We start from the raw sequence: 19484 nt of genomic DNA, 5'->3' as shown, positions 1-19484 counted from the left end.
CGGCGGATCACCTCCCGACGGGTGCCGGCGAGACGGGCGCCTGGACGGGTCGTCGGCGTCGGGACACCGCGCCGGCGACGACGTCGATGACGAGGAAGGCGAGCAGGGTGAGCCCGAACAGGGGGAGCGCCCAGCCGATCGCCACGGTCACCGGTACGCCGATCAGCAGCGCCCAGAGCGGCAGGCCCCGTACGCCGCCACGGGCCGGCGGGGTGCCGGCGAGGGTGCGTCGGTCGGTGCGGGTGGGTCGGCGTTGCCACCACATGCGGTAACCCCAGACGATGACGCAGAGCAGCCCGAGGGCCAGCGCGGCGAGCAGGATCTGGTTGGCCAGGCCGAAGAGCAGTCCCATGTGGGCCTGGATGCCCAGGCCGCTGAGTTGGGCCAGCAGGGGCCAGTCGGCGAAGTCACTGCGGGCGGTCACCGTGCTGGCGGCCGGGTCGACGGCTATGCGGTCCTTGGCGACCGGCCAGGTGTTGTCGATCTGCGTGACGGTCCAGGCCAAACCCGGCTCCGCCGCCGGGATGATCTCGACCGGCCCGGAGAGTCCCGCGTCGCGTGCGACGGTCAGGACCCGATCGAAGGCCGCCGACTCGACTGTCCCGCCCTCCCCGGCGTCACCGTGGTGGTGACCACCGCCCGGCTCGGCGGGGACGGCGGTGAGGCTTGTGGAGATCTCCGGCGTGCGGGCATCGAGCGCGTCGAGACCGGAGGCGAAATTCGCGCCCGCGTAGCGCGACCAGGTCAGGCCGGTGGCCGACAGGAAGAGCAGACCGACGGCCAGCCAGACACCTGTGGTGGCGTGCCAACCCCGGGTGCGGCGAACACCCCTGCCCGTGGACAGGTCCGGCACGAGCAGGTGCCGGGCGGTGGCCCGGGCCGCGCCGCGCCGACGCCACCAGAGGATCACCCCGCCGAGCGCCAACACCCACAGCCAGCTCGCGGCCAGCTCGGAGTAGTGCTCGCCCACCGTGCCCAGGTGCAGGTGGCGGTGCAGGTCGTCCAGCCACGTCGCGGCCGGCGTCGAGCCGAACCAGGTGGTGAGCTGCCCCTGGGACTCGGCGGTGTACGGGTTGACGTAGACGGTGTGCTGGTTCTCGCCGAGCTCCGGCAGGGAGAACACCACTTTTGTGGTCCGATCGCCGTCGCCGGGCTGCACGGCGGTGATACTGCCGGCGGGGTGCGCGTTTCGGGCGGCCCCCACCTGCTCGGCCAGCGGGAGCTGACGGTCACCCACCTGGGCGACGGTCAGCTTGTCGCCGTAGAGGATCGAGTCGAGTTGCGGGGTGGTGGTGTAGGCCAGGCCGGTCAGCGCGGCGACCACCAGGAACGGGGCGACGAGGAGGCCGGCGTAGAAGTGCAGCCGCAGCAGCAGCGCGCCGAACGGCGACGGGCGCCGGGCCGGCCGGGCGGGTTTCTCGGGTTCCGCGGATGCTGGCGTCGGCGTGCCGGACAACTCGGTAAGAGACATGGTGATCCGATCGGAAGAGTCGGGATGCACCCGAGGGCGTCTCCCGTACTGGTCTGGTCGCCCGGTGGTGTGTCGCGTCGGCTCTGGTCTGGTAGTCGGCTCGCCGGCGCCGCCGGTTCCCGGCGATGTGGAAGGTCGATCCGCCGAGGTCAGCGCCCGGCGTCGCGGCGCGGCGCCGGGACCGCGCGAGAGCGGGTCGGCTCAGCGAGAGCGGGTCGGCTCAGCGGCGGGCGGCCCGCCGCCGCCACAGCAGCCCGGCCGCCACCACGACGAGGACGGCGAGCGCGGCGCCCGCGACGAGCATGCCGACACCCGGGCCGCCGTCGGTCTCCACCGCGGCGGCGGCGGACGGGGTTGCCGCCGGCGTACCGGCGTCGGGGACCGGCGCGGCACTGGACGCGGGGTCGGCCACCGTGAACGGGTACGACCCCTGCACCGGATGCCCGTCGGCGGAGACGACCCGGTAGGCGACCGTGTATTTGCCGTTCGGCAGTGTGTCGGTCACCTGGACCGTGCTCGTCGCCCCGGCGACCACCGGCTCGCCGGTGGTGATCCTCCGCTTGGCGGCGTCGGTGAGCACGATCGTGGTGAACGTGGGGTCGAGCCGCTGCATGAATTCGAGGGTGACCTCGGTCGGAGCGCTCGGGAGGGTCGCGTCCCGGGCCGGCGTCGACGACGTGAGCGAGTTGTGCGCCCAGGCCGGGGCGGCCGGAATGAACAGCGCCACGAGGACGGCGAGCGCCGCCGCGCCGAGCCGGACGGCGGTGGAGCGGGGCGGCGGCACGGGCCTCGTGGAGTCTGAAGTCGGCGGGGTCATCCGAGCACCTGCTCGCCGATCCAGCCATCCGGCGCGCATCCGGGTGGGATGGCGAAGACGGCGGACCCGATCGGTGTGGTCCATTCGTTGAGCAGGTCCCGGTCGGCCAGCCGGCGTTGGATCGGCAGGTACTGCCGGGCGATGTCGGCCTGGTACGAGGTGAAGATCAACCCGCTGTCGGCGTGGCCCTCGGCCGTCGGCGCACCGTCGTAGTTGTAGGGCCGGCGCAGGATCTTCAGCCGGTCGTCGGTGACCCGGGCCCGGGTGAGGTGGGAGAAGTCGGGGATGACGGTGAGCCCGTCGGGGCCGGTGGCGGCGAAGTCGGGCTCGTCGTGTTCGGCGGTGCCGGTGAGGGGTGCGCCGGTGTCGAGCCGCCGCCCGATGGCGAGTTCGCGATCGGTGCGGCCGAGCAGGTCCCAGGTCTCCATGTTCATGCTGATGCGTCGCACCACGAGTGTGGTGCTGTCGCGAAGCCACGCCGGGCCGTCCGGCACCCAGAGGGCGGTGTCCAACGGGGTGCCGGGCCGCGGGTTCGCCGTGCCGTCGAGCTGGCCGAACAGGTTGCGCTGCGTGTGGCCGCCCGGCTCGACGCCGGGGCTGCGCCGGAAGCCCTGCTGGACCCATCGGACGACGGCGAAGGGCCGGCTGTCCTTGACCAGGACTCGTTGGGCGTGGGCGACGGTGACCGCGTCGTCCGCGCAGATCTGCACCAGCAGGTCACCCCCGGACCAGGCCGGTTGGAGCCGATCGACGCGGAACGGGGGCAGGTCGCGGACCGAGGCCGGCCGCCGATCGTCGACACCGGCGGCCCGGTACAGGCCGGGCCCGAAGCCGAAGGTCACGGTCAGCCGTGCCGGCAGCAGCCCGAGTTCGGCCTCGGTGTCGGCCAACGCGGGTTGGCCCTGGGTGAGTCGGGCGGCGTCGTCGGTGAGCAGCCGCAGCATCCGACCCAGCGCGGCCCGGTCGGTGCCGGCCCGCAGGGTCAGCGCGACGAACGCCGCGTGCGCCTGCGGTTCGGTGGCGACCCCGGCCTGCCGGGCACCGTGAAACGGCTCGACCAGGCCGCCCACGCTCACCGCGAGCGTCGTCTCGGCGGCGGTCATCGACTGCGGTCCGGGCTGCCCGGCGCGGGTCGCGGCGATCGTGGCCCCGCCGGCCACGGCGCCGCCGACGGCGAGAGCCCCGCCGGTGAGCAGGCCACGCCTGCTCACCGGCCGGACCTGTGACGTCTCGGTCACGACGCCGGGCTCATGCTCATCCCCGGCGTGGCGCTCATCCCGGGCATGGGCTCGCCGTGCCCGGGGGCGTAGCTCTCCTGCGCGCCGGTGAACGGCTTGGCCACCGCGCTGAACTGCTGGGTCCGGCCGTCGGCGAAGGTCAGGGTGAAGGTCACCTCGTCACCGGCCTGGACGGGCTTGGTGAGGTTCATCAGCATCAGGTGATCGCCACCGGGCTCCAGCGCGTGCGTGCCCCTGGCCTTGACGACGATGCCGCCCTGCTTCTGCCGCATGACCATCGTGCCGTCCTTCATGGCCATCTCGTGCAGCTCCATCGACGACACAGTGGTCGTGGCACCGGTCACCGTGACATCGCTGTCGCCGTCGTTGACCAGGGTCCCGAAGGCCGCCGTCATGCCCTTGTCGGCGGCCTTCACCCACGGGTCGCGAATGCCGAGCACCCCGGCGTCCGGGTTGGCCGAGGCCGACGCGGACGGGCGCGACTGCGCCGACGACGGAGCGTCGGACGAGTCGCACCCGGCGGCGCCCAGCGCCAGGACGGCGGCGGCGAGGACGGTGGCCGAGCGGCGTGAACCGAGCGGGCTGGTGGTGCGCATGTGTTCTTCCTCCGATGATTGCTGCTGGCTGGATGGTCGGCCGCAGCGGGGAGAAAGTTCCGGCCTCAGGGCACGTTGATCGTGTACTCGGCGGTGTGCACCTTGCCGGCGACCTGGAAGTCGAAGAACGCCCGGTACCGGCCCGAGCTCGGGGCGGTCAGCCAGAACTTGACCGACCCGTCGACAAGTTCCGGCTCGGGGTGGACGTGCACGTACCCCAGGTCGCCCTCGCGGACGACGACCAGGTGCCCGTACGCGCCCAGGTACGGCTCCAACTGCGCGGGGATGGTCGGGTCGGCGCTGACCTGGAAGTGCATCGGCGCCGTCACCCCCACCGTGGGGGTGCCGTTCATCGACACCGTGTACGGCCCGGCCGTCGCCTGGGCCCGCACCGGTGGCAGCGGGGTCGGGGTGTGCGCGCCGGGCACGGTGTGGTCGACGCCCAGCACGAGTGGGATCTGCGTGTCGTTGGCCGCGGTGACGGAGAAGTCGGCGTAGACGCGGTAGCCGCCGGGTCGGGCCAACGTCAGCGGGACGCTCCAGGTGCCGTCGGGCGCCATCGTCGGGTGCAGATGCTGGTAGCCGGACAGGTCACGGCCGACCACGATCAGGTGCAACGGCTTGTCGTGGACGACCGCGAAGCGGGTCGCCGGTTGCCTGTCGGTCCCGACGATGCGGAACCGGTAGTCCGCGCGTACACCTGGGGGTTGGGTTCGCTCCAGTGGTTGCAGGGTGTACCCGCCGGCGCTGACCGTCGTGCCGGTCGCCAGCGTCTCGCCCGTCGCGCCGTCACCCCGGTGCGTGTGCGGACCGGTGCCCGCCGGGTGTTGGTGCCCGTCGTTCGCGGCGCCCTCCTGGCCCGGGGCGGGCGGAGCGCCGGCGGGCTGCCGGGCGCTGCGGTCCGCCGGGTTCCCGTCGCCGGTCCCGATGCGGGCCAGCCCGAACCCGGCCAGCAGAGCGATCACCAGCCCGCCGACGAGCAACGCCAGGTGGGTGTTGCTCAGCCGGGACCCCGGGGTCGCGGCCGCGAGGTCCGTGTCGGGCCGTGGTCCGGGCTCGACCGTCGGCTCGCCGTCCGTACCGCCGCCGGTCTGATCGATCGGCGTCGGATCGGCCGCGACGCCCGTGCGGGCCGTGACGACCGTGTTGCTCTTGCGCGCCGCCGGCACGGTGGCGGGTTGCCCCCTGTCGCCCGTGACCGGCGCGACGACGCCGACCTTGCCACCAACGGTCTTGCCGCCGACAGCCCGGCCCCCGCTGGTCTTGCCCCCGCTGGTCTTGCCCCCGACAGCCTTGGCCCCGACGGTCCGGCCCGCGCCGGCCTTGGTCGCAGAACGGGCACCACCGCCGCGTCGACCGGAGGTCGCCGCCGAGGTACGGCCCCGGCCGGTGGATGTGCCGGCGGAGGCCGATCGGCGACGCCAGACGACGTACCCGGCCACCGCCAGGGCCGCCGCGACCACGACCGCCCAGCCGGCCAAAGCCACCGTTCCGCGGCCGCTCTCCTCGGTGGACCCGGTCGACGGAGCTGCCGCAGCCGGTGGGCTCGACGGATCGTCCGCGGTGGTCGGCACCGCCGAGGCCTGCCCGCTGTTGTGCTGCTCGGTGGCGGCCACCAGGGCCGGGTCCGGCTGGGTCGACGGCGGGCTCCATCCCTTCGGCGCCGCCGTCACCCGCCCGTCGTAGCGGAAGGTCAGGGTGCCCCGCACGGTGTCGCCGTCCGAGGCGACCGACAGATAGCTCACCGAGTACTGGCCCTTGGCGGGCAGGTGGGCGACGCTCACCACCGCGGGGAACCCCGTCGTGTACTCCCGCGGCTCGAACTGCCCGTTGACCAGGAAGTACTCCCGTACCGGCTTCTCCAGCGGTTTCGGTTCCCCCTGCGACCAGCCGTTGTCGACCCGGGTGCCACCCGGGGCGGTGACCGTGAAGAACGCGTTGGCGGCGGCCTTCTCGGTGAAGGCGAGCCGCACCTCCGTGAACGGCTCGCGCACGGTGGTCCCGCTCGCCGGCGTGGACGCGGCGAGGGTCCCGTGCGCCGCGGCGGGTTGGGCGGACGCGAGGAGGGCGACCGCCGAGGCGAGGAGGAACGCGAGGAGGCCCGAGACCACCCGGCCGCAAGTCTGGGGGAGACGACGCATCTGGATATCCTCACCCTCGCGAGACTTTTTTCAAGAGGTGGCGATCTTCTTCCTCGAACGACAAAAGTTGACGACGAGCACGCGGGCCGCTGCGGCACGATGCCCCCGGTGGACAGATTCCCTGGCCAGCTATGCTGCCGACGGCGCTGGTTCGCCCCGTCCTGACCGGCTGGGCGTCGTAAGAGGGAACCCGGTGGAAATCCGGGGCTGCCCCGCAGCGGTGAGTGGGAACGACAGCCGTCATCAGCACTGGGCCAGCGGCCTGGGAAGCGACGGCCAGTAGGGGACCGGCACGACCGGTCAGGCCCGCGAGTCCGAAGACCTGCCGGCGCCGCGTACACAACCGTGTGCGCTGCCGTCGGCCTCGCGGGTGGGCTGAGCGGGTGACGGGCCGTGCGTGTGGCGCACGGCCAGGTCCTCGTCAGCGTGTGTCCGCGACCGGCGGCGTGGTTTCCCGAGGGACGGACTACCGCTGTGCACGACACCACCACGATCGCCGGCCGAGCGCCGTCGGCGTCGCACCTGACCCTGTCGCAGATCATGGACCAGCACCACACGAACCTGATGGGTACGGTGCACGGCGGCCGGATCCTCAACCTCATCGACTCCGTCGCCGGTGTGGTCGCCGCCCGGCACTCCGACGGGCCGGCGGTGACCGCCGCCATCGACGAGACCGCGTTCCTGCGCGCGGTACGGGTCGGCGACGTCGTGCACGTCGACGCCCGGATCACCTGGGCCGGCCGCAGTTCGATGGAGGTGGCCGTCAAGGTGACCGCCGACCGGTGGGACCGGGCGGTGCCACCCACCGACGTGGCCACCGCCCACCTGGTCATGGTCGCCATCGACGACGACGGCCAGCCCCGTACGGTGCCGCCGCTGCTGCCCGAGACCGACGGGGACCGGCGACGGTACCGGGAGGCGGAGATCCGCCGCGAGCACCGGCTGGCGCTGCGACGCGCGCTGCTCGACGGCGCCGACGACGGCTGACCCGCGTTCGGCCCCCCGTCGCGGTGCTGGCCGGTCCGAGGAACCCGCCCCGCCGTCGATCTGGTCGGATAGCGTCCACGTGAAGACTCGGTCACGGAGAGTGTGGATGGTTATGCGCGCTGCGGTGCTGCGGGAGTTCGACGTTCCGCTCCTGGTCGAGGAGATCGACAGACCCATCCCCGAGCGCGGGCAGGTGCTGGTGCGGATCGTCGCCAGCGGGGTCAACCCGCTCGACACGAAGATCCAGGCGGGAAAGGCCGCGCACGCGCGCGTCCAGCCTCCGGCGGTGCTCGGCCTGGACCTCGCCGGCGTCGTCGCGGCGGCCGGTGCAGACGTGACCGACTTCGCGCCGGGGGACGAGGTGTACGGGCTGTGCGGGGGAGTGGGCGACCTCCAGGGTTCGCTTGCCGAATACGCCGCCGTGGACGCGCGGCTCCTGGCCCGCAAGCCGAAGACCCTCTCGATGCGGGAGGCCGCCGCGTTGCCCCTGGCGGCGATCACCTCCTGGGAGGGGCTTGTCGACCGGGCCGGAGTCCGTGCCGGGCAGAAGGTGCTTGTGCACGGCGGCGCCGGCGGTGTCGGATACGTGAGCGTCCAACTCGCCCAGGCTCGCGGCGCGGAGGCGTACGCCACGGGTGGGCCGGCGAGCATGAGTCTGATCGAGAGCCTGGGCGCGGTGGCGATCGACTACACCTCGACAAGCGTCGAGGAGTACGTGCGGAGATACACCGACGGGGCGGGGTTCGACATCATCGCCGACAACGTGGGCGGCTCGACCCTCGACGCGTCCTTCGCGGCGGTGCGCACCTATCACGGCCACGTGGTCAGCGCGCTGGGCTGGGGGACGCACTCGCTCGCCCCGCTGTCGTTCCGGGGAGCCACCTACTCCGGCGTGTTCACCCTGCTGCCGATGCTGACCGGGCGCGGGCGCGAACACCAGGGCGACATTCTGCGCGAGATCGCGACGCTGGCCGACGCCGGCGCCCTGCGCCCGCGACTGGATCCGCGCACGTTCACGCTCGACACGGTCCTGGACGCCCACCGACTGGTCGCCAGCGGCACCGCCAACGGCAAGGTCGTCGTGGACATCGCCGGTTGAGCGGAGCCGTTCGTGACGGGCGACGTGGTCAGGTGGCGCGCGGTCCGTCCGGGCGAAGCCCGATCACGAGTGGACCGCGACGTCCCAACGCCCAGACGGTGAGCGCGAAACAGCACAGTGCCGCTCCCGTGATCGTTACCGCTGCCCAGCCGCCGGCGGACCAGAGCATGGTCGCGGCGGCGGAGCCGATCGCGCCGCCGATGAAGTTGCCGGTGGCCAACGCCGTGTTGAGCCGGCTGCGGGCTTCGGGGGAGAGGGCGAACAGCCGCGCCCGGTTGAGGAGGGCCTGCGTCTGGAGGGCGACATCGATCACGATGATCACGATGATGATCAGTGTGACCGACCGGCCGGCGAATGTCGCGACGACGAAGGCGCCGAGGGCCAGTGCCCAGGCCGCGCCGGTGGCCGGGAGCGACAAGCCCCGGTCGTGCAGACGACCGCCGTGCAGGCCGGAAAGGACACCAGCGAGGCCGGCCAACCCGAACAACCCGACCACCGCTACCGGGTAGCGGAACGGCGGGCCGCTGAGGAGGAACGTCAGCGCCGTCCAGAACAGCGAGAACGCGGCGAACCCGGTGGCGGCGAGAACCAGCGTCCATCGGGCTGCCCGCTCGCGCCGGACCACCGTGCCGACCGAGGCGATGAGCTGCGGGTACGACAGGCGCGTGCGCGGCGGCAGCGGCGGAATCGCGCGGTGGAGCAGGGCCGCGAGCAGGACGGCGACGACCGAGGCGAGGACGAAGACCGTCCGCCAACCGGCGGCGCTGGCGACGAACCCGCTGATCGTGCGGGACGCCAGGATGCCGGTGAGAGTCCCGGACCCGACAACGCCGACGACCCGACCGCGGTGGGTGTCGCCGGCCAGGTCCCCGGCGAGCGGCGTGAGGACCTGCCCGGAAATCGTCGTCACGCCGAGCACGCCGAGTGCGAGCAGGAGTACGCCGATCGTCGGCGCCAGCGCGCACAACAGCAGCGCGGCGGCCGAGGCCAGCAGCATCACCGGCACGAAACGGCTGCGGTCGAGGACATCGCCGAGCGGCACGAGCAGCAGCACGCCGACGGCGTAACCGACCTGCGTCGCGGTGACGAGCCATCCGGCCGTCGCGGTCGCCGCGCGCAGGTCACCCGCGATGAAGCTGAGCAGCGGCTGCGCCCAGTACAGGTTGCCGGTGGCCACTCCCGCCGCCACCGCGAACAGGAACGTGATGTGGCCGCTCATTCCCGACGGCGATGCCCTGCGGGATGCTGCCATCCCGCCACGCTAAGGCGCGGAATCAAGGCACCGGGGCCGAGCCTGTGGCCGATCCAGGTGGTGTCGATGGCGTGTCCGGTACGACGACGAGGCTGACGACGCGGCGCCTCCGTCCGTCGCGGGTGTTGCCGGTCCGACTGACGACGGCGTGTTCGATCTCGGCGACCATCGCGGCGAACTCTTCGTCGGTGAGCCAGACGGCGGCCTGTCGGTAGACCACGCCGTCGCGGTGGGGGTCGGCGTGTTCGTGGGCGAGGTAGCGGTCGAAGTCGCCAAGCAGTGACGCCGCGAACGTGGTGTAGGCGCGTCGGTGATCGTCGCGGGTCATGGCGGCCCGGCCGCGACAACCCCTGCTCACCCCCCGAAGGGAAATGGCGTGACCACTGCAACCTCTGCTCGCCAACACGACGGCCTCCCCACCTTCTGGATCGTCACGTTCGCCTGGACCTTCGCCTTCTGGCTCTTCGCGAGCACCCTCGACGAACCGGCGATGACGTCCCCCACCCTCGTTCCGTACCTTCTCGGTGGATTCGGGCCGGCGATCGGCGCGATCGCCGTCCGGATACGGCGCTCTCGCCGTCGTCAACCGATCCCCGCCCACACGGTGCGACTTCGGCTGTGCCCACGGCTGTTCCGGGCGCTGCCCATGCTGGCCCTGGCAGCGGGGACCGTGCTGGCAGCCGCACTGCTCGCGGAGCTCCTGGGCGGCCCCGCGGTGAGCCTGACGGAAGGGCGCGAGTTGATCGCGACGGCGGGCGGAACCGTACCGTTCCTGATCAGCATGCTGGTGGGTGGTCCGTTGGCCGAGGAGCCCGGTTGGCGTGGCACGGCGTACCCACGCCTGCGCGCGTCGATGAGCCGCCTGCGCGCCGGTCTGTTGCTGGGCGCCGCCTGGGCGGTGTGGCACCTGCCGCTGTTCTTCATCGACGGGACTCTTCAGTCCGAGTTCGGCCTGGTCAGCTGGAGTGGCCTGTTGTTCACGCTCAGCGTCTTCCCGATGGCACTGCTCACCGGCTACGCCTACGAACTCGCCGGGGTCGCGGCATCGGTCGCGGTCCACTTCGGCGTGAACACCACCATCGCGCTGCTCACCCTCAAGGCGCCCGCCGCCCAGGCGCTCGTCCTGGCGGTACAGATCATCGTGGCGGCCGCGCTGCTCGCCGCACAACGCAACCGTGACCAGGACCGACCGGCGCTGGACCACCGCGAAATGGCTGATCTGCGGTGAGCGGGTGGCAGCGTGTCAGATCTACGCGGGCCCCATCTGCGCGCTGCCAGGTCACCCAGTGTAGCGACATGGCAACATTCAATGATCTTCTGTAGTGTGCGTGACGGCTGTCGCAGCGGCCGGTAACACGTACGGGGGTAGAGCATTGTCATCGCTGTTTCGAACGGATGATCGCCGTCGCCGACAGGCAAGCGTCCGTGCCAGTGAACCCCGGCCCATGAAGACGCTGAACCCGCCGCGTACGCGTTGCCCCCTCACAACCCCCGGACCAACCGTACGACGGGGGCGGTGAGTCATACCCAGCCGAGCGACTGAGGAGCGCTCGGCTGGGAAGGATCAGGAAGTAACGGTGGCACGCTCATGGGCAACACGTGTGAATTCTTGCTGCTTGGCCCATTGGAGGTACGGGCCTTTGGTCGGCTCGTACCGATCACCGCCGCCAGGCAGCAGATAACGCTCGCGATGCTGCTACTCAACCCTGGCCAGGTCGTCTCCGTGCAGCGACTGACGGAGGCATTGTGGGCAGACCAGCCACCCGCTCGACCGGAGAACCAGATCGCCATCTGCGTGTCGGCGCTGAGACGCAGCTTCGTCGACGCGGGAATCGACCGCGGCCTCCTGGTGACCCGTTCACCGGGGTATCTCATCAGCGTCGACGACGACGGCCTGGACACCCGGCGCGTGCTGGCATTACAGAGCGCGGCGCGGGAGGCCGCGGCGGCGGGACAAGCGGCGACGGCGGCCGACCGGTTGCGGGAGGCGCTAGCGATCTGGCGCGGGCCGGCGCTATCCGGTCTGACCAGCCGGCTCCTCGAGCCGGAGGCCGTGCGATGGGAGGAGCTGCGGCTCGGTCTGGTCGAGGAGTGCGTCGAACTCGAGTTCGAGCTGGGGATGTACCGCGAGCTGATCGGCGAGCTGACCATCCTGGTCGCCGCACATCCGTTGCGGGAGCGACCGCGCCGGCAGCTCATGCTGGCCCTCTACCATGCCGGCCGCCAGGCGGAGGCGCTCGCTGTCTACCAGGACGCCCGCCTGGTGTTCGAACGGGAGTTGGGCTTGGAGCCGGGCGCCGAGCTGCGGGGACTCCACGACGCCATGCTCCGCGGCACCATCGCCCCGCGGCAGCCACGCCGCCCCCCGGTGGCGGTGGGCCCGAGGCCGGACACACCGGCCGTCGGCCGGTCCGGCGACGGTAGGGCACACCCGGTCAGCGTGCCGGCGCCGCGACACCCGGCCGGGCCGGGCGGGAACGCCGCATCCGTGGCCGCGGACCGGACGGCCAAACCACACCGTCCGCAGCTCGAGCCGGCCGCGGCGACCGCCCCGGACACCTCCGAGGTAGCCGGCGACCCACCCCGGCCGCTTCCTCAGCAACCACGGATGCTGCCCGCCCAGGTGGCCGATTTCACCGGGCGCGAAGCCGACCTGGCGTTCCTGGTCGAGGCGCTCACCCATACGCCCGATGGCAACGACCACGCGGTGCGGATCGCGGCGGTCGCCGGGCCGGGCGGGATCGGCAAGACGACCCTGGCGGTGGCCGCAGCGCACCGGCTGCGGGGCGTCTTTCCCGATGGTCAGCTGTACGTGAACCTCAACGGCGCCGAGCACCGACAGCTCGAACCACTGGAGGTGCTCGCGGTGTTCCTGCGCGAATTGGGCGTCGACAACAACGCGATCCCCGACGACGTCGAGCAGCGGGCGGCGATGTACCGCAGCATCCTGGCGGAGCGGCGGATCCTTGTGGTCCTTGACAACGCCGCCGACGAGGTGCAGGTGCAGCCGCTGCTGCCCGGGGCGGAGTCGTGTGCCGCTCTCGTGACCAGCCGTTCGCGGCTCACCGGTCTGAGCGGAGTCCGGCTGATGGACCTTGACGTGCTGCACGACGCCGAGGCCGTTGAGCTGGTGCGACGGATCGTCGGCGACCCCCGGGTCGACGCCGAATCGAAGGCCGTCGCCGAGCTGGTCCGCTACTGCGGCGGCCTGCCGCTCGCGGTCCGCATCGTCAGCGCCCGATTGGCGGCGCGGTCGCACCAACGGCTCGGCACGTTCGTGCGACGCCTCGCCGACCAGAGCCGCCGCCTCGACGAACTGGCCCACGGCTCGCTGGAGGTCCGCACCAGCGTTGGCCTGTCCTATCTGGGGCTGAAGCCGCGCACGCGGCGGCTGTTCCGACGGCTCGGGCTACTCGCGACACCCGACTTCGCCGCCTGGGTCGGCGCGCCGCTGATGGAGACTGGAATCGCCGACGCCGAGGAGCACCTCGAACGGCTCGTCGACGCTCAGTTGCTCGACGTCGTCGGTCGGGACCAGGCGGGCCAGCTGCGCTATCGCTTCCACGACCTGGTCCGGCTCTACGCCCAGGAACAGGCCGATCGGGAGGATCCGCCGGTCGAGCGGGAGCAGGCGGTAGCACGGATTCTCGGTGCCTGGCTCGCTCTGGTCGAACGGGCGCACGTCGACCTCCTCGGCGGCGACTACGCCGTCGTGCACAGCTCGGCGCAGCGGTGGCCGCTGGAGCCGGAGGCGGCTGAGGAGCTTCTCGCCGACCCGGCCGGATGGTACGAGTCGGAACGACGAAACGTCGTCTCCGCTGTCGAGCAGGCCGCCCAGTACGGGCTGCTCGACCACTGCTGGGACCTGGCTGTCTCGGCGGTCTCCCTGTTCGGTACCCGCAGCCACTACGACGAGTGGCGCAGCACGCACGAGGTCGCACTGCTGGCCACGCGGGCCGCAGGCAACGCCCGCGGCGAGGCGGCTGTGCTGACCGGCCTCGGCGACCTGTACGTCACCCAGCACCGTTATGACGCCGCCGTCGAGTACCTGGAACCAGCTCTGGCGATCTTCTCGGAACTTGGCGATCGGCACGGGTACGCGGTGGCGCTGAGGAAGGCCGGGTACGCCGACAGCGTCAACGGTAATCCCGAACGTGCGGTACGCCGGTACGAGGAGGCGTTGGAGCTGCTCCGGGAGACCGGGGACCGGGGTGCCGAGGAGCACGTCCTGCGGTGGATGGGCCAGTTCTACCTGGAAGCAGACCTGCCGGACCGCGCGGAGCCGTACCTGCTGCGCGCGATGGAGATGTCGCACGGGTCGCGGCGGGCCAGCGCCCAGGCGCGGTACCGCCTCGGCGAGCTGGACCTGGCCCGCGGCCGCCTGGCTGCGGCCGAGCGCGCCTTCACCGAGGTGCTGGGGGTCGTCGAAGGGCTGCGGGATCGGCGCGGCCAGGCTTACGCGCTGCACGGACTCGGCCGCACCTGGCTGGGTCAGGGCCGGGCCGAGGAGGCGGCGGCGCTGCTCTACCGGGCCCGCGACACGGCGGCGGAGATCGGTGACCGGCTGATCGAGATTCCCACGCTGCTGGCCCTAGCCCAGTACGAGCGCGACGCCGGCCGTCCGGAACCGGCGCGGGAGCTGATCGACAGCGCGGCGCGCCTGTGCCGACAGATCCACGCACCGATCTGGCTGGCACGGTGCCACCAGGCGATGGCCGCCCTGGATCGGGTGCCCCACTGCGGGGCCCGGGCTGCGGGTTGACCGCAGCCCGGGCCCCGCAGTGCCGTCACAGCACGCCGCGGATGTCGGCCAGCGACGGCAGCACCCGAGGTCGGGCCATCATCTCCTCCGCCCACCGCGGCACGGAACGCAGCGAGTAGCAGCGGCGCAGCCAGCGGTCGTGGCCGTCGTAGCGGGCGGTGAATCCCGCCCGGCCGTGCGCGGCGACGTGGTTGTCCACGACGACGAGGTCGCCGGGTGCCAGGACCAGGTCATGACTGACGTGCTCCAGTGCCTCGGCGAGTGCGCGCAGTGCGGCCCGCCCGGCGTCGTCGACCGCCTGGGTGTTGTGTGAGTTGAAGCGCATGAACAGTCGGTCATCAGCGCCGAAGAGGACCGGGTGCGGGCCGGAGGCCGGCCGCTCGCCGTGGATGCCGCGGGTGAACGACGTGGGGTACAGGCTATGGAACTCGGGGCGGCGCAGGATCGCAACATGCCGCGGATCGAGGTGCGCGGCGGCCTCGCGCACGGAGGCGACCCGGGTGGCCGCCATGCCCGCGTGATCCCGCCTCAGGCAGAGCAGGCCCAGGAAGTCCGGACGCAGCGGATGGTGAACGTTCTCGGTATGGAAGTCGAACGCCACCGAACCAGTGTTCTCGATCCGCTGCTCCTCGCCGCGGACGGGGTGCACTTCGTGCACAAGTGCGCCGTCCTTCTCGTCGGCGTACCCGATCAGCGAGCCGAGCAGCTCGGCGACGAGCATCAGGACACCTGTCGTGGTCGTGGAGGCGGTGCGCTGCCCGGTCGGCGAGGGTAGCGAGGGCCCGGCTCTCATCCTCGTCGAGCGTGTAGGCGCTGAGGTTGGCAACGGTGTTCACGGTGGTGATCCTCCCCAAATGGTGGCGCCCGAGGCGTCGGGCACGGACGTGGCTGCGAGGCTGGAAGCGACACGTGTGCGGGCCATGTCGTTGCGATGTCGGCCGAACCGGCCGGGCTACTGCGGCCAGACGTAGAGGGCGGCGAGCCGGCCGACCATGCCGAGGACGACGACGACCAACACGACTCGGACGAAGCCGGCGCCCCGACGCAGGGCGGTGCGGGCGCCCAGCTGAGCGCCGAGGACGTTGCAGACGGCCATCGCCAGCCCCACCTTCCACAGCACCTGGTCGTGGACCGCGAAGATGATCAAAGCCCCGAGGTTGGTGCCGGCGTTGACGATCTTGGCGGTCGCCGAGCTGGCCACGAAGTCCAGGCTCAGCAGCGCGGTGAAGCTGATGATGAGGAAGGTGCCGGTGCCCGGCCCGAAGATCCCGTCGTAGAACCCGATCAACACTCCGGCCAGCAGCACGATGCCCAACCGGCGCCGAACGGTCACGGCCGTCTCCGCGGCAATCGTGCCAAAGGAGGGGCGCGCCACCACGAATGCCAGTACCAGCAGCAGCAGCACCATGGTGACCGGGCGGAAGTAGGCGGTTGGCACGCTGGCGGCGGCTGCGGCGCCGAGCCCCGCGAAGACCACGGCGGTACCGGCGGCCGGAGCCGCGATCCGCCAGTCGATCTTCGCTCGTCGGGCGTAGGAGTACGCCGCGGACGAGGTGCCGGCGATCGCCGCCAGCTTGTTGGTACCGAGGGCCGTGGCCGGTGACAGCCCTGGGAAAGCGATCATCAGGGCGGGGATCTGGATCAGTCCACCGCCCCCCACCACGGCGTCGACCCAGCCGGCGGCCGCCGCGACGAGGAGGAGCATTGCGAGTTCGTGCAGGTCCATCGAGGTTCCCGGAGTCGGAGGGAGCGCCGTCGCAGGGGCGCGGCGGGCGCTCCCGTCGTCCGAGGGAGCGCCCGCCGCGGCGGTGTCAGCAGATGACGGTCTTGCCGTAGCTGCCGAGGGCGAACGAGTGGTCGACGGCTTGGCCGCTCGCGAGCGAGTAGCAATTGCTGTCCGGGCCCCAGTCGACAACGACCTTGACCCGCTTGTTGTCGCTGCAGTTGTTGCGCAGGTGGACGGTGTAGACCGTGCCAGCCTCCGTGCCCCGTTCGGTCACCGGGCGGGCCACACAGGCGGGTGCCGTCGCGCCTGGGGTGTCGGCGAACGCGGGCTCGGCCGCGACCGCGAGCGGAGTGACGACGCCGAGTGCGAGCGCGGCGAGGACGCGAATTGCGGGCATTGCTCTACCTCCAAGGCAGCGGCGCTCCGGGAGCCGTGGCGGCGACTCCCGAAGCGGGATCGGGCCGATCCGCGCGACGTCGGCGGACCGTGCCACGAACCGTATGGACCAGCGCTTTCGAAGGGATGTCGTCGCGGTGTCGACCGGTTGGGCGCGGCGATGTGCTTCCAGTGCCCGTGCGGGAGCGGGCATCAGTCGGGGCCGCCGTGATCGGCGGAACCGTCGATGAAGATCACTTGACGCATTTGGTTAACGCCATTAACCTACGGGAAGTTCCGTTAACCAGTCCTGTGGAGGTCGTCATCACCGAGTACCTGAGCATCGCCGGTAACAACCTCGCCTACGAGGTGTCCGGGCAGGGCCCTCTCGTGGTCCTGGCGCACGGTATCGGCGACAGCCGGCACTCCTACCGTTTCCTCGTTCCGGCCCTGGTCGGCGCCGGGTACCGGGTCGCCAACGTCGACATCCGCGGCTGCGGCGACTCGAGCCTCGGCTGGGATGCCTACAGCCGCACCGACATCGCGGGTGACCTCGTCGCCCTCGTGCGCCACCTCGGCGGCCCCGCCGTGATCATCGGCCAGTCGATCAGCGGCGGCGCGGCGACCGTCGCGGCGGCCACCGCGCCCGATCTGATCAACGGCATCATCGAGCTGGCGCCGTTCACCCGCGTGCAACCCTTCGATCTTGGCGGGCTGATGCGGGTGAAGCGCTTCCGAACCGGTTACAGCCAGATGGCGCAGGTCATGGTCGGAGGACGTCTGGCGAGCTGGAAGAAGTACCTCGACGCGGCGTATCCGGTCAAGCCCGCCGACTGGGACGCCGAACTGACGCGTATCGAGGCGAAGCTGACGGAGCCCGGCCGGATGAAGGTTCTGCAGGCCATGTGCAAGACCAGCCCGACCGACGCCGGCGCGCAGCTGGCCAATGTCACCTGTCCGGTCCTGATCATCGAGGGCAGCCTCGACCCCGACTGGGCCGACCCCCGCGCCGAAGGCGAGAAGATCATCGCTGATCTGCCCAGAGGGCTCGGTGAGCTGGCCGTCATCGAGGGTGCCGGTCACTACCCGCACGCGCAGACACCGGATCAGGTACTCGCGCTGGCCCGGCCTTTCCTCGACAAGACGCTGGCGAATGCCTAGGGCCCGTCTCACCCCACTGACGGTCACCGAGGCCGGCGCCGCCCTGATCGACGAGATCGGCTTGGAGAACTTCAGCATGGGCCTGCTCGCGGAACGGCTCGGAGTCAAGACCCCCGCGCTCTACAAACACGTCGCCAGCCAGGCCGATCTGGCCCACCGCATCGCCATCCTGTCCATGGCCGAGTTCGCTGACGCCATTCGTGACGCCATCCAGGGCCGGGCCGGCAGTGACGCCCTCGCCGCCGGCGCGCAGGCGATGCGGACCTACGTGCTGGAGCACCCCGGCCGGTACGCGGCCGGCGACGCTGCTGCTGCCCGCCCGACCGGACCCGACGACCCGATCATCCCCGCCGTCAAACGGGTGGTCGCCTCCTGGGCGGCCATGCTGCGCGGCTACCACCTGGACTCCAGCCAGGAGATTCACGCCCTGCGGATGCTCCGTAGCGCCCTGCACGGGTTCTCGACCCAGGAGGCAGCCGGCGGGTTCCGGTTCGACGCATCCGTCGACGACAGCTTCACCTGGATGATCGACTTTCTCGACCGCGGGCTGCGGGCCACCACCAGCGCACCCACGATCACCGGGACACCACCACCCGGCGGCCACTGATGGTGACCATCGACGAAGAACCCACAGGCGCCAGGGTCGAGCGGCACGCGAGCTGGGCCGAACTCTTCTTCGATCTGGTGGCGGTGGCCGGAGTGGCCGCCCTGGCACACGTGCTCGGACCTGAGCTGGACGCCGCGGCGCTCGGTCTCTACGCACTGCTGTTCCTGGCTCTGTGGCTGTCCTGGACGACGTTCATGCTCTACGGCAACGTCGCCGCCGGCCAGACCCGCGTGCTGCGGCTGATGGTCGGCATGTTCGGCCTGGGGACCATGGCCGCGTCTGTGCCGGGCGTGGCACACACCGTGCTCGGGCACAGCAGCGACGTCCGTCCGCTCAACGTCTTCGCGATCGCCTACATCGCCACGCGCGTCTACGGGTCCAAGTCGTGGCAGCGCGGCGCGGTATTGCTGGACTTCCCGGTGGTGCAGTATTCGGTAGGACTGCTGCCCTGGTTCGCGTCGCTCTGGGTCGACGAACACTGGAAGCTCGCGCTCTGGGCAGCAGGAGTCGGCCTCGACCTGCTGCTGATCCTGGTCCTGTCCGGCAGCAGGATCCTCCAGCGCGTCCAGTCGTACCTCACCGCGCCAGAACGTACTCGGCGTCGGCCACGATCAGGAGGCCGCCCCGACGGCACGGGACCGGTCATCCACGGGGTGTCGGTCGATCCGGCCCACCTCTCCGAGCGGCTGGGACTCTTCGTCATCATCGTGCTGGGCGAATCGGTGGTGCAGATCGTCGCCGCCGCAAGCGAGACACGGTACGACATCGGCCTGCTGGCCACCGCAATCGCGTCCTTCGTTCTGCTGGCCGGCATGTTCGGCCTGTCCGTCGTCTTCGGATACGCCGGCCTGCCGCACCTGCGCGCCGGCCGGATCCCCACCCGCGCCGCCCTCGGCCTGCACTGCCTGGTCACCGGCGTCGTCGCCACCATCGCCGTACCGCTCTCCCTGGTGGTCAAGCACGGCTCCGACCCACTGCCCGAGCACGGTCGCTGGCTGCTGTGCGGCGCGGTCGCTGCCTACTTCACCCTCGGCGTGGTCACCGGCGTCGCCAGCCGCAGTTCCGACCTGCCGAGAACGATCTCACGGGTCACCACGGGCATCGCGGCCCCACTGCTGCTTGGCCTGCTCGCCACCGCCGTCAGTGGCCGAACGCTCGTGGTCTACCTGGCCCTGATCGTCCTGGCCCACCTCTGGTTCGAACGACGACTGGGGCCACGTTGACCGCATCCGCCACCCCTGGAACCGCCGCC

Annotated in this window: 17 protein-coding genes and 1 riboswitch; of the genes, 7 read left to right on the top strand and 10 right to left on the bottom strand. The window is 71.5% G+C overall.

Annotated elements, in window-relative coordinates; translation table 11 throughout:
• Positions 1-7: 7 nt before the first annotated feature.
• The 5 genes from ACPXBU_RS15175 to ACPXBU_RS15155 form a co-directional block, all read right to left on the bottom strand.
• Positions 8-1471 (bottom strand): PepSY-associated TM helix domain-containing protein, encoded by a 1464-nt coding sequence (locus ACPXBU_RS15175; protein WP_425758497.1) that lies wholly within the window; start codon positions 1469-1471, stop codon positions 8-10.
• Between the two features lie 220 nt (positions 1472-1691).
• Entirely contained in the window at positions 1692-2288 is a 597-nt protein-coding gene (locus ACPXBU_RS15170) for a copper resistance CopC family protein (protein ID WP_425758496.1), read from the bottom strand.
• The gene (locus tag ACPXBU_RS15165) at positions 2285-3499 is read right to left on the bottom strand and encodes a Dyp-type peroxidase (protein WP_425758767.1); all 1215 of its coding nucleotides are present in this window, start codon (positions 3497-3499) and stop codon (positions 2285-2287) included. Before ACPXBU_RS15165 ends, ACPXBU_RS15170 begins: the two co-directional genes overlap by 4 nt.
• Positions 3500-3522: 23 nt before the next feature.
• Positions 3523-4122, bottom strand: coding sequence for a copper chaperone PCu(A)C (locus tag ACPXBU_RS15160; RefSeq protein ID WP_393361290.1), 600 nt, complete (start codon positions 4120-4122; stop codon positions 3523-3525).
• A gap of 65 nt (positions 4123-4187) precedes the next feature.
• Entirely contained in the window at positions 4188-6263 is a 2076-nt protein-coding gene (locus ACPXBU_RS15155; RefSeq protein WP_425758495.1) for a copper resistance CopC family protein, read from the bottom strand.
• Positions 6264-6393: 130 nt separating this feature from the next.
• Positions 6394-6607: riboswitch (cobalamin riboswitch) on the top strand.
• Between the two features lie 196 nt (positions 6608-6803).
• Between ACPXBU_RS15155 and ACPXBU_RS15150 the strand changes: the two genes are divergently transcribed.
• A complete protein-coding gene (locus ACPXBU_RS15150) occupies positions 6804-7250 on the top strand; it encodes an acyl-CoA thioesterase (protein ID WP_231396807.1) in 447 nt (148 codons plus the stop codon).
• 106 nt (positions 7251-7356) lie between these two features.
• The gene (locus ACPXBU_RS15145; RefSeq protein ID WP_425758494.1) at positions 7357-8349 is read left to right on the top strand and encodes a zinc-dependent alcohol dehydrogenase family protein; all 993 of its coding nucleotides are present in this window, start codon (positions 7357-7359) and stop codon (positions 8347-8349) included.
• Positions 8350-8377: 28 nt separating this feature from the next.
• Here the strand turns inward: ACPXBU_RS15145 and ACPXBU_RS15140 are convergent, their stop codons facing one another.
• Entirely contained in the window at positions 8378-9601 is a 1224-nt protein-coding gene (locus tag ACPXBU_RS15140) for an MFS transporter (protein ID WP_425758493.1), read from the bottom strand.
• A 22-nt stretch (positions 9602-9623) separates the two neighbouring features.
• A complete protein-coding gene (locus ACPXBU_RS15135; protein WP_425758492.1) occupies positions 9624-9929 on the bottom strand; it encodes a hypothetical protein in 306 nt (101 codons plus the stop codon).
• 48 nt (positions 9930-9977) lie between these two features.
• On the opposite strand from ACPXBU_RS15135, the gene ACPXBU_RS15130 reads away from it, so the two are divergent.
• The gene (locus tag ACPXBU_RS15130; RefSeq protein ID WP_425758491.1) at positions 9978-10829 is read left to right on the top strand and encodes a CPBP family intramembrane glutamic endopeptidase; all 852 of its coding nucleotides are present in this window, start codon (positions 9978-9980) and stop codon (positions 10827-10829) included.
• A gap of 360 nt (positions 10830-11189) precedes the next feature.
• Positions 11190-14363 carry an AfsR/SARP family transcriptional regulator gene (locus tag ACPXBU_RS15125; RefSeq protein ID WP_425758490.1) on the top strand — a complete coding sequence of 1058 codons (3174 nt, stop codon included), beginning with the start codon at positions 11190-11192 and terminating at the stop codon, positions 14361-14363.
• Positions 14364-14388: 25 nt separating this feature from the next.
• Here the strand turns inward: ACPXBU_RS15125 and ACPXBU_RS15120 are convergent, their stop codons facing one another.
• From ACPXBU_RS15120 to ACPXBU_RS15110, 3 genes are all read right to left on the bottom strand, one after another.
• Positions 14389-15156: a TauD/TfdA family dioxygenase gene (locus ACPXBU_RS15120; protein ID WP_425758489.1), complete on the bottom strand. Its 768-nt coding sequence runs from the start codon at positions 15154-15156 to the stop codon at positions 14389-14391.
• Positions 15157-15315: 159 nt separating this feature from the next.
• On the bottom strand, positions 15316-16089 hold the full coding sequence (locus ACPXBU_RS15115) for a TSUP family transporter (RefSeq protein ID WP_425758488.1): 774 nt from the start codon (positions 16087-16089) through the stop codon (positions 15316-15318).
• A gap of 85 nt (positions 16090-16174) precedes the next feature.
• Positions 16175-16486, bottom strand: a complete 312-nt coding sequence (locus ACPXBU_RS15110) for a hypothetical protein (RefSeq protein WP_393361260.1) — start codon at positions 16484-16486, stop codon at positions 16175-16177.
• Positions 16487-16788: 302 nt separating this feature from the next.
• On the opposite strand from ACPXBU_RS15110, the gene ACPXBU_RS15105 reads away from it, so the two are divergent.
• From ACPXBU_RS15105 to ACPXBU_RS15095, 3 genes are read left to right on the top strand one after another with little or no spacing between them, the layout of a single operon-like run.
• Positions 16789-17625 carry an alpha/beta fold hydrolase gene (locus ACPXBU_RS15105; protein WP_425758766.1) on the top strand — a complete coding sequence of 279 codons (837 nt, stop codon included), beginning with the start codon at positions 16789-16791 and terminating at the stop codon, positions 17623-17625.
• Positions 17618-18232 carry a TetR/AcrR family transcriptional regulator gene (locus ACPXBU_RS15100; protein WP_393361257.1) on the top strand — a complete coding sequence of 205 codons (615 nt, stop codon included), beginning with the start codon at positions 17618-17620 and terminating at the stop codon, positions 18230-18232. The genes ACPXBU_RS15105 and ACPXBU_RS15100 overlap by 8 nt, the downstream gene beginning before the upstream one ends.
• Positions 18232-19455, top strand: a complete 1224-nt coding sequence (locus ACPXBU_RS15095) for a low temperature requirement protein A (protein WP_425758487.1) — start codon at positions 18232-18234, stop codon at positions 19453-19455. Before ACPXBU_RS15100 ends, ACPXBU_RS15095 begins: the two co-directional genes overlap by 1 nt.
• Positions 19456-19484 lie beyond the last annotated feature (29 nt).

The organism is Micromonospora sp. DT231, from assembly GCF_049847025.1.
In the GTDB taxonomy this organism is placed as follows: Bacteria; Actinomycetota; Actinomycetes; order Mycobacteriales; family Micromonosporaceae; genus Micromonospora.
This window is presented reverse-complemented; position numbering and strand designations above follow the sequence as displayed.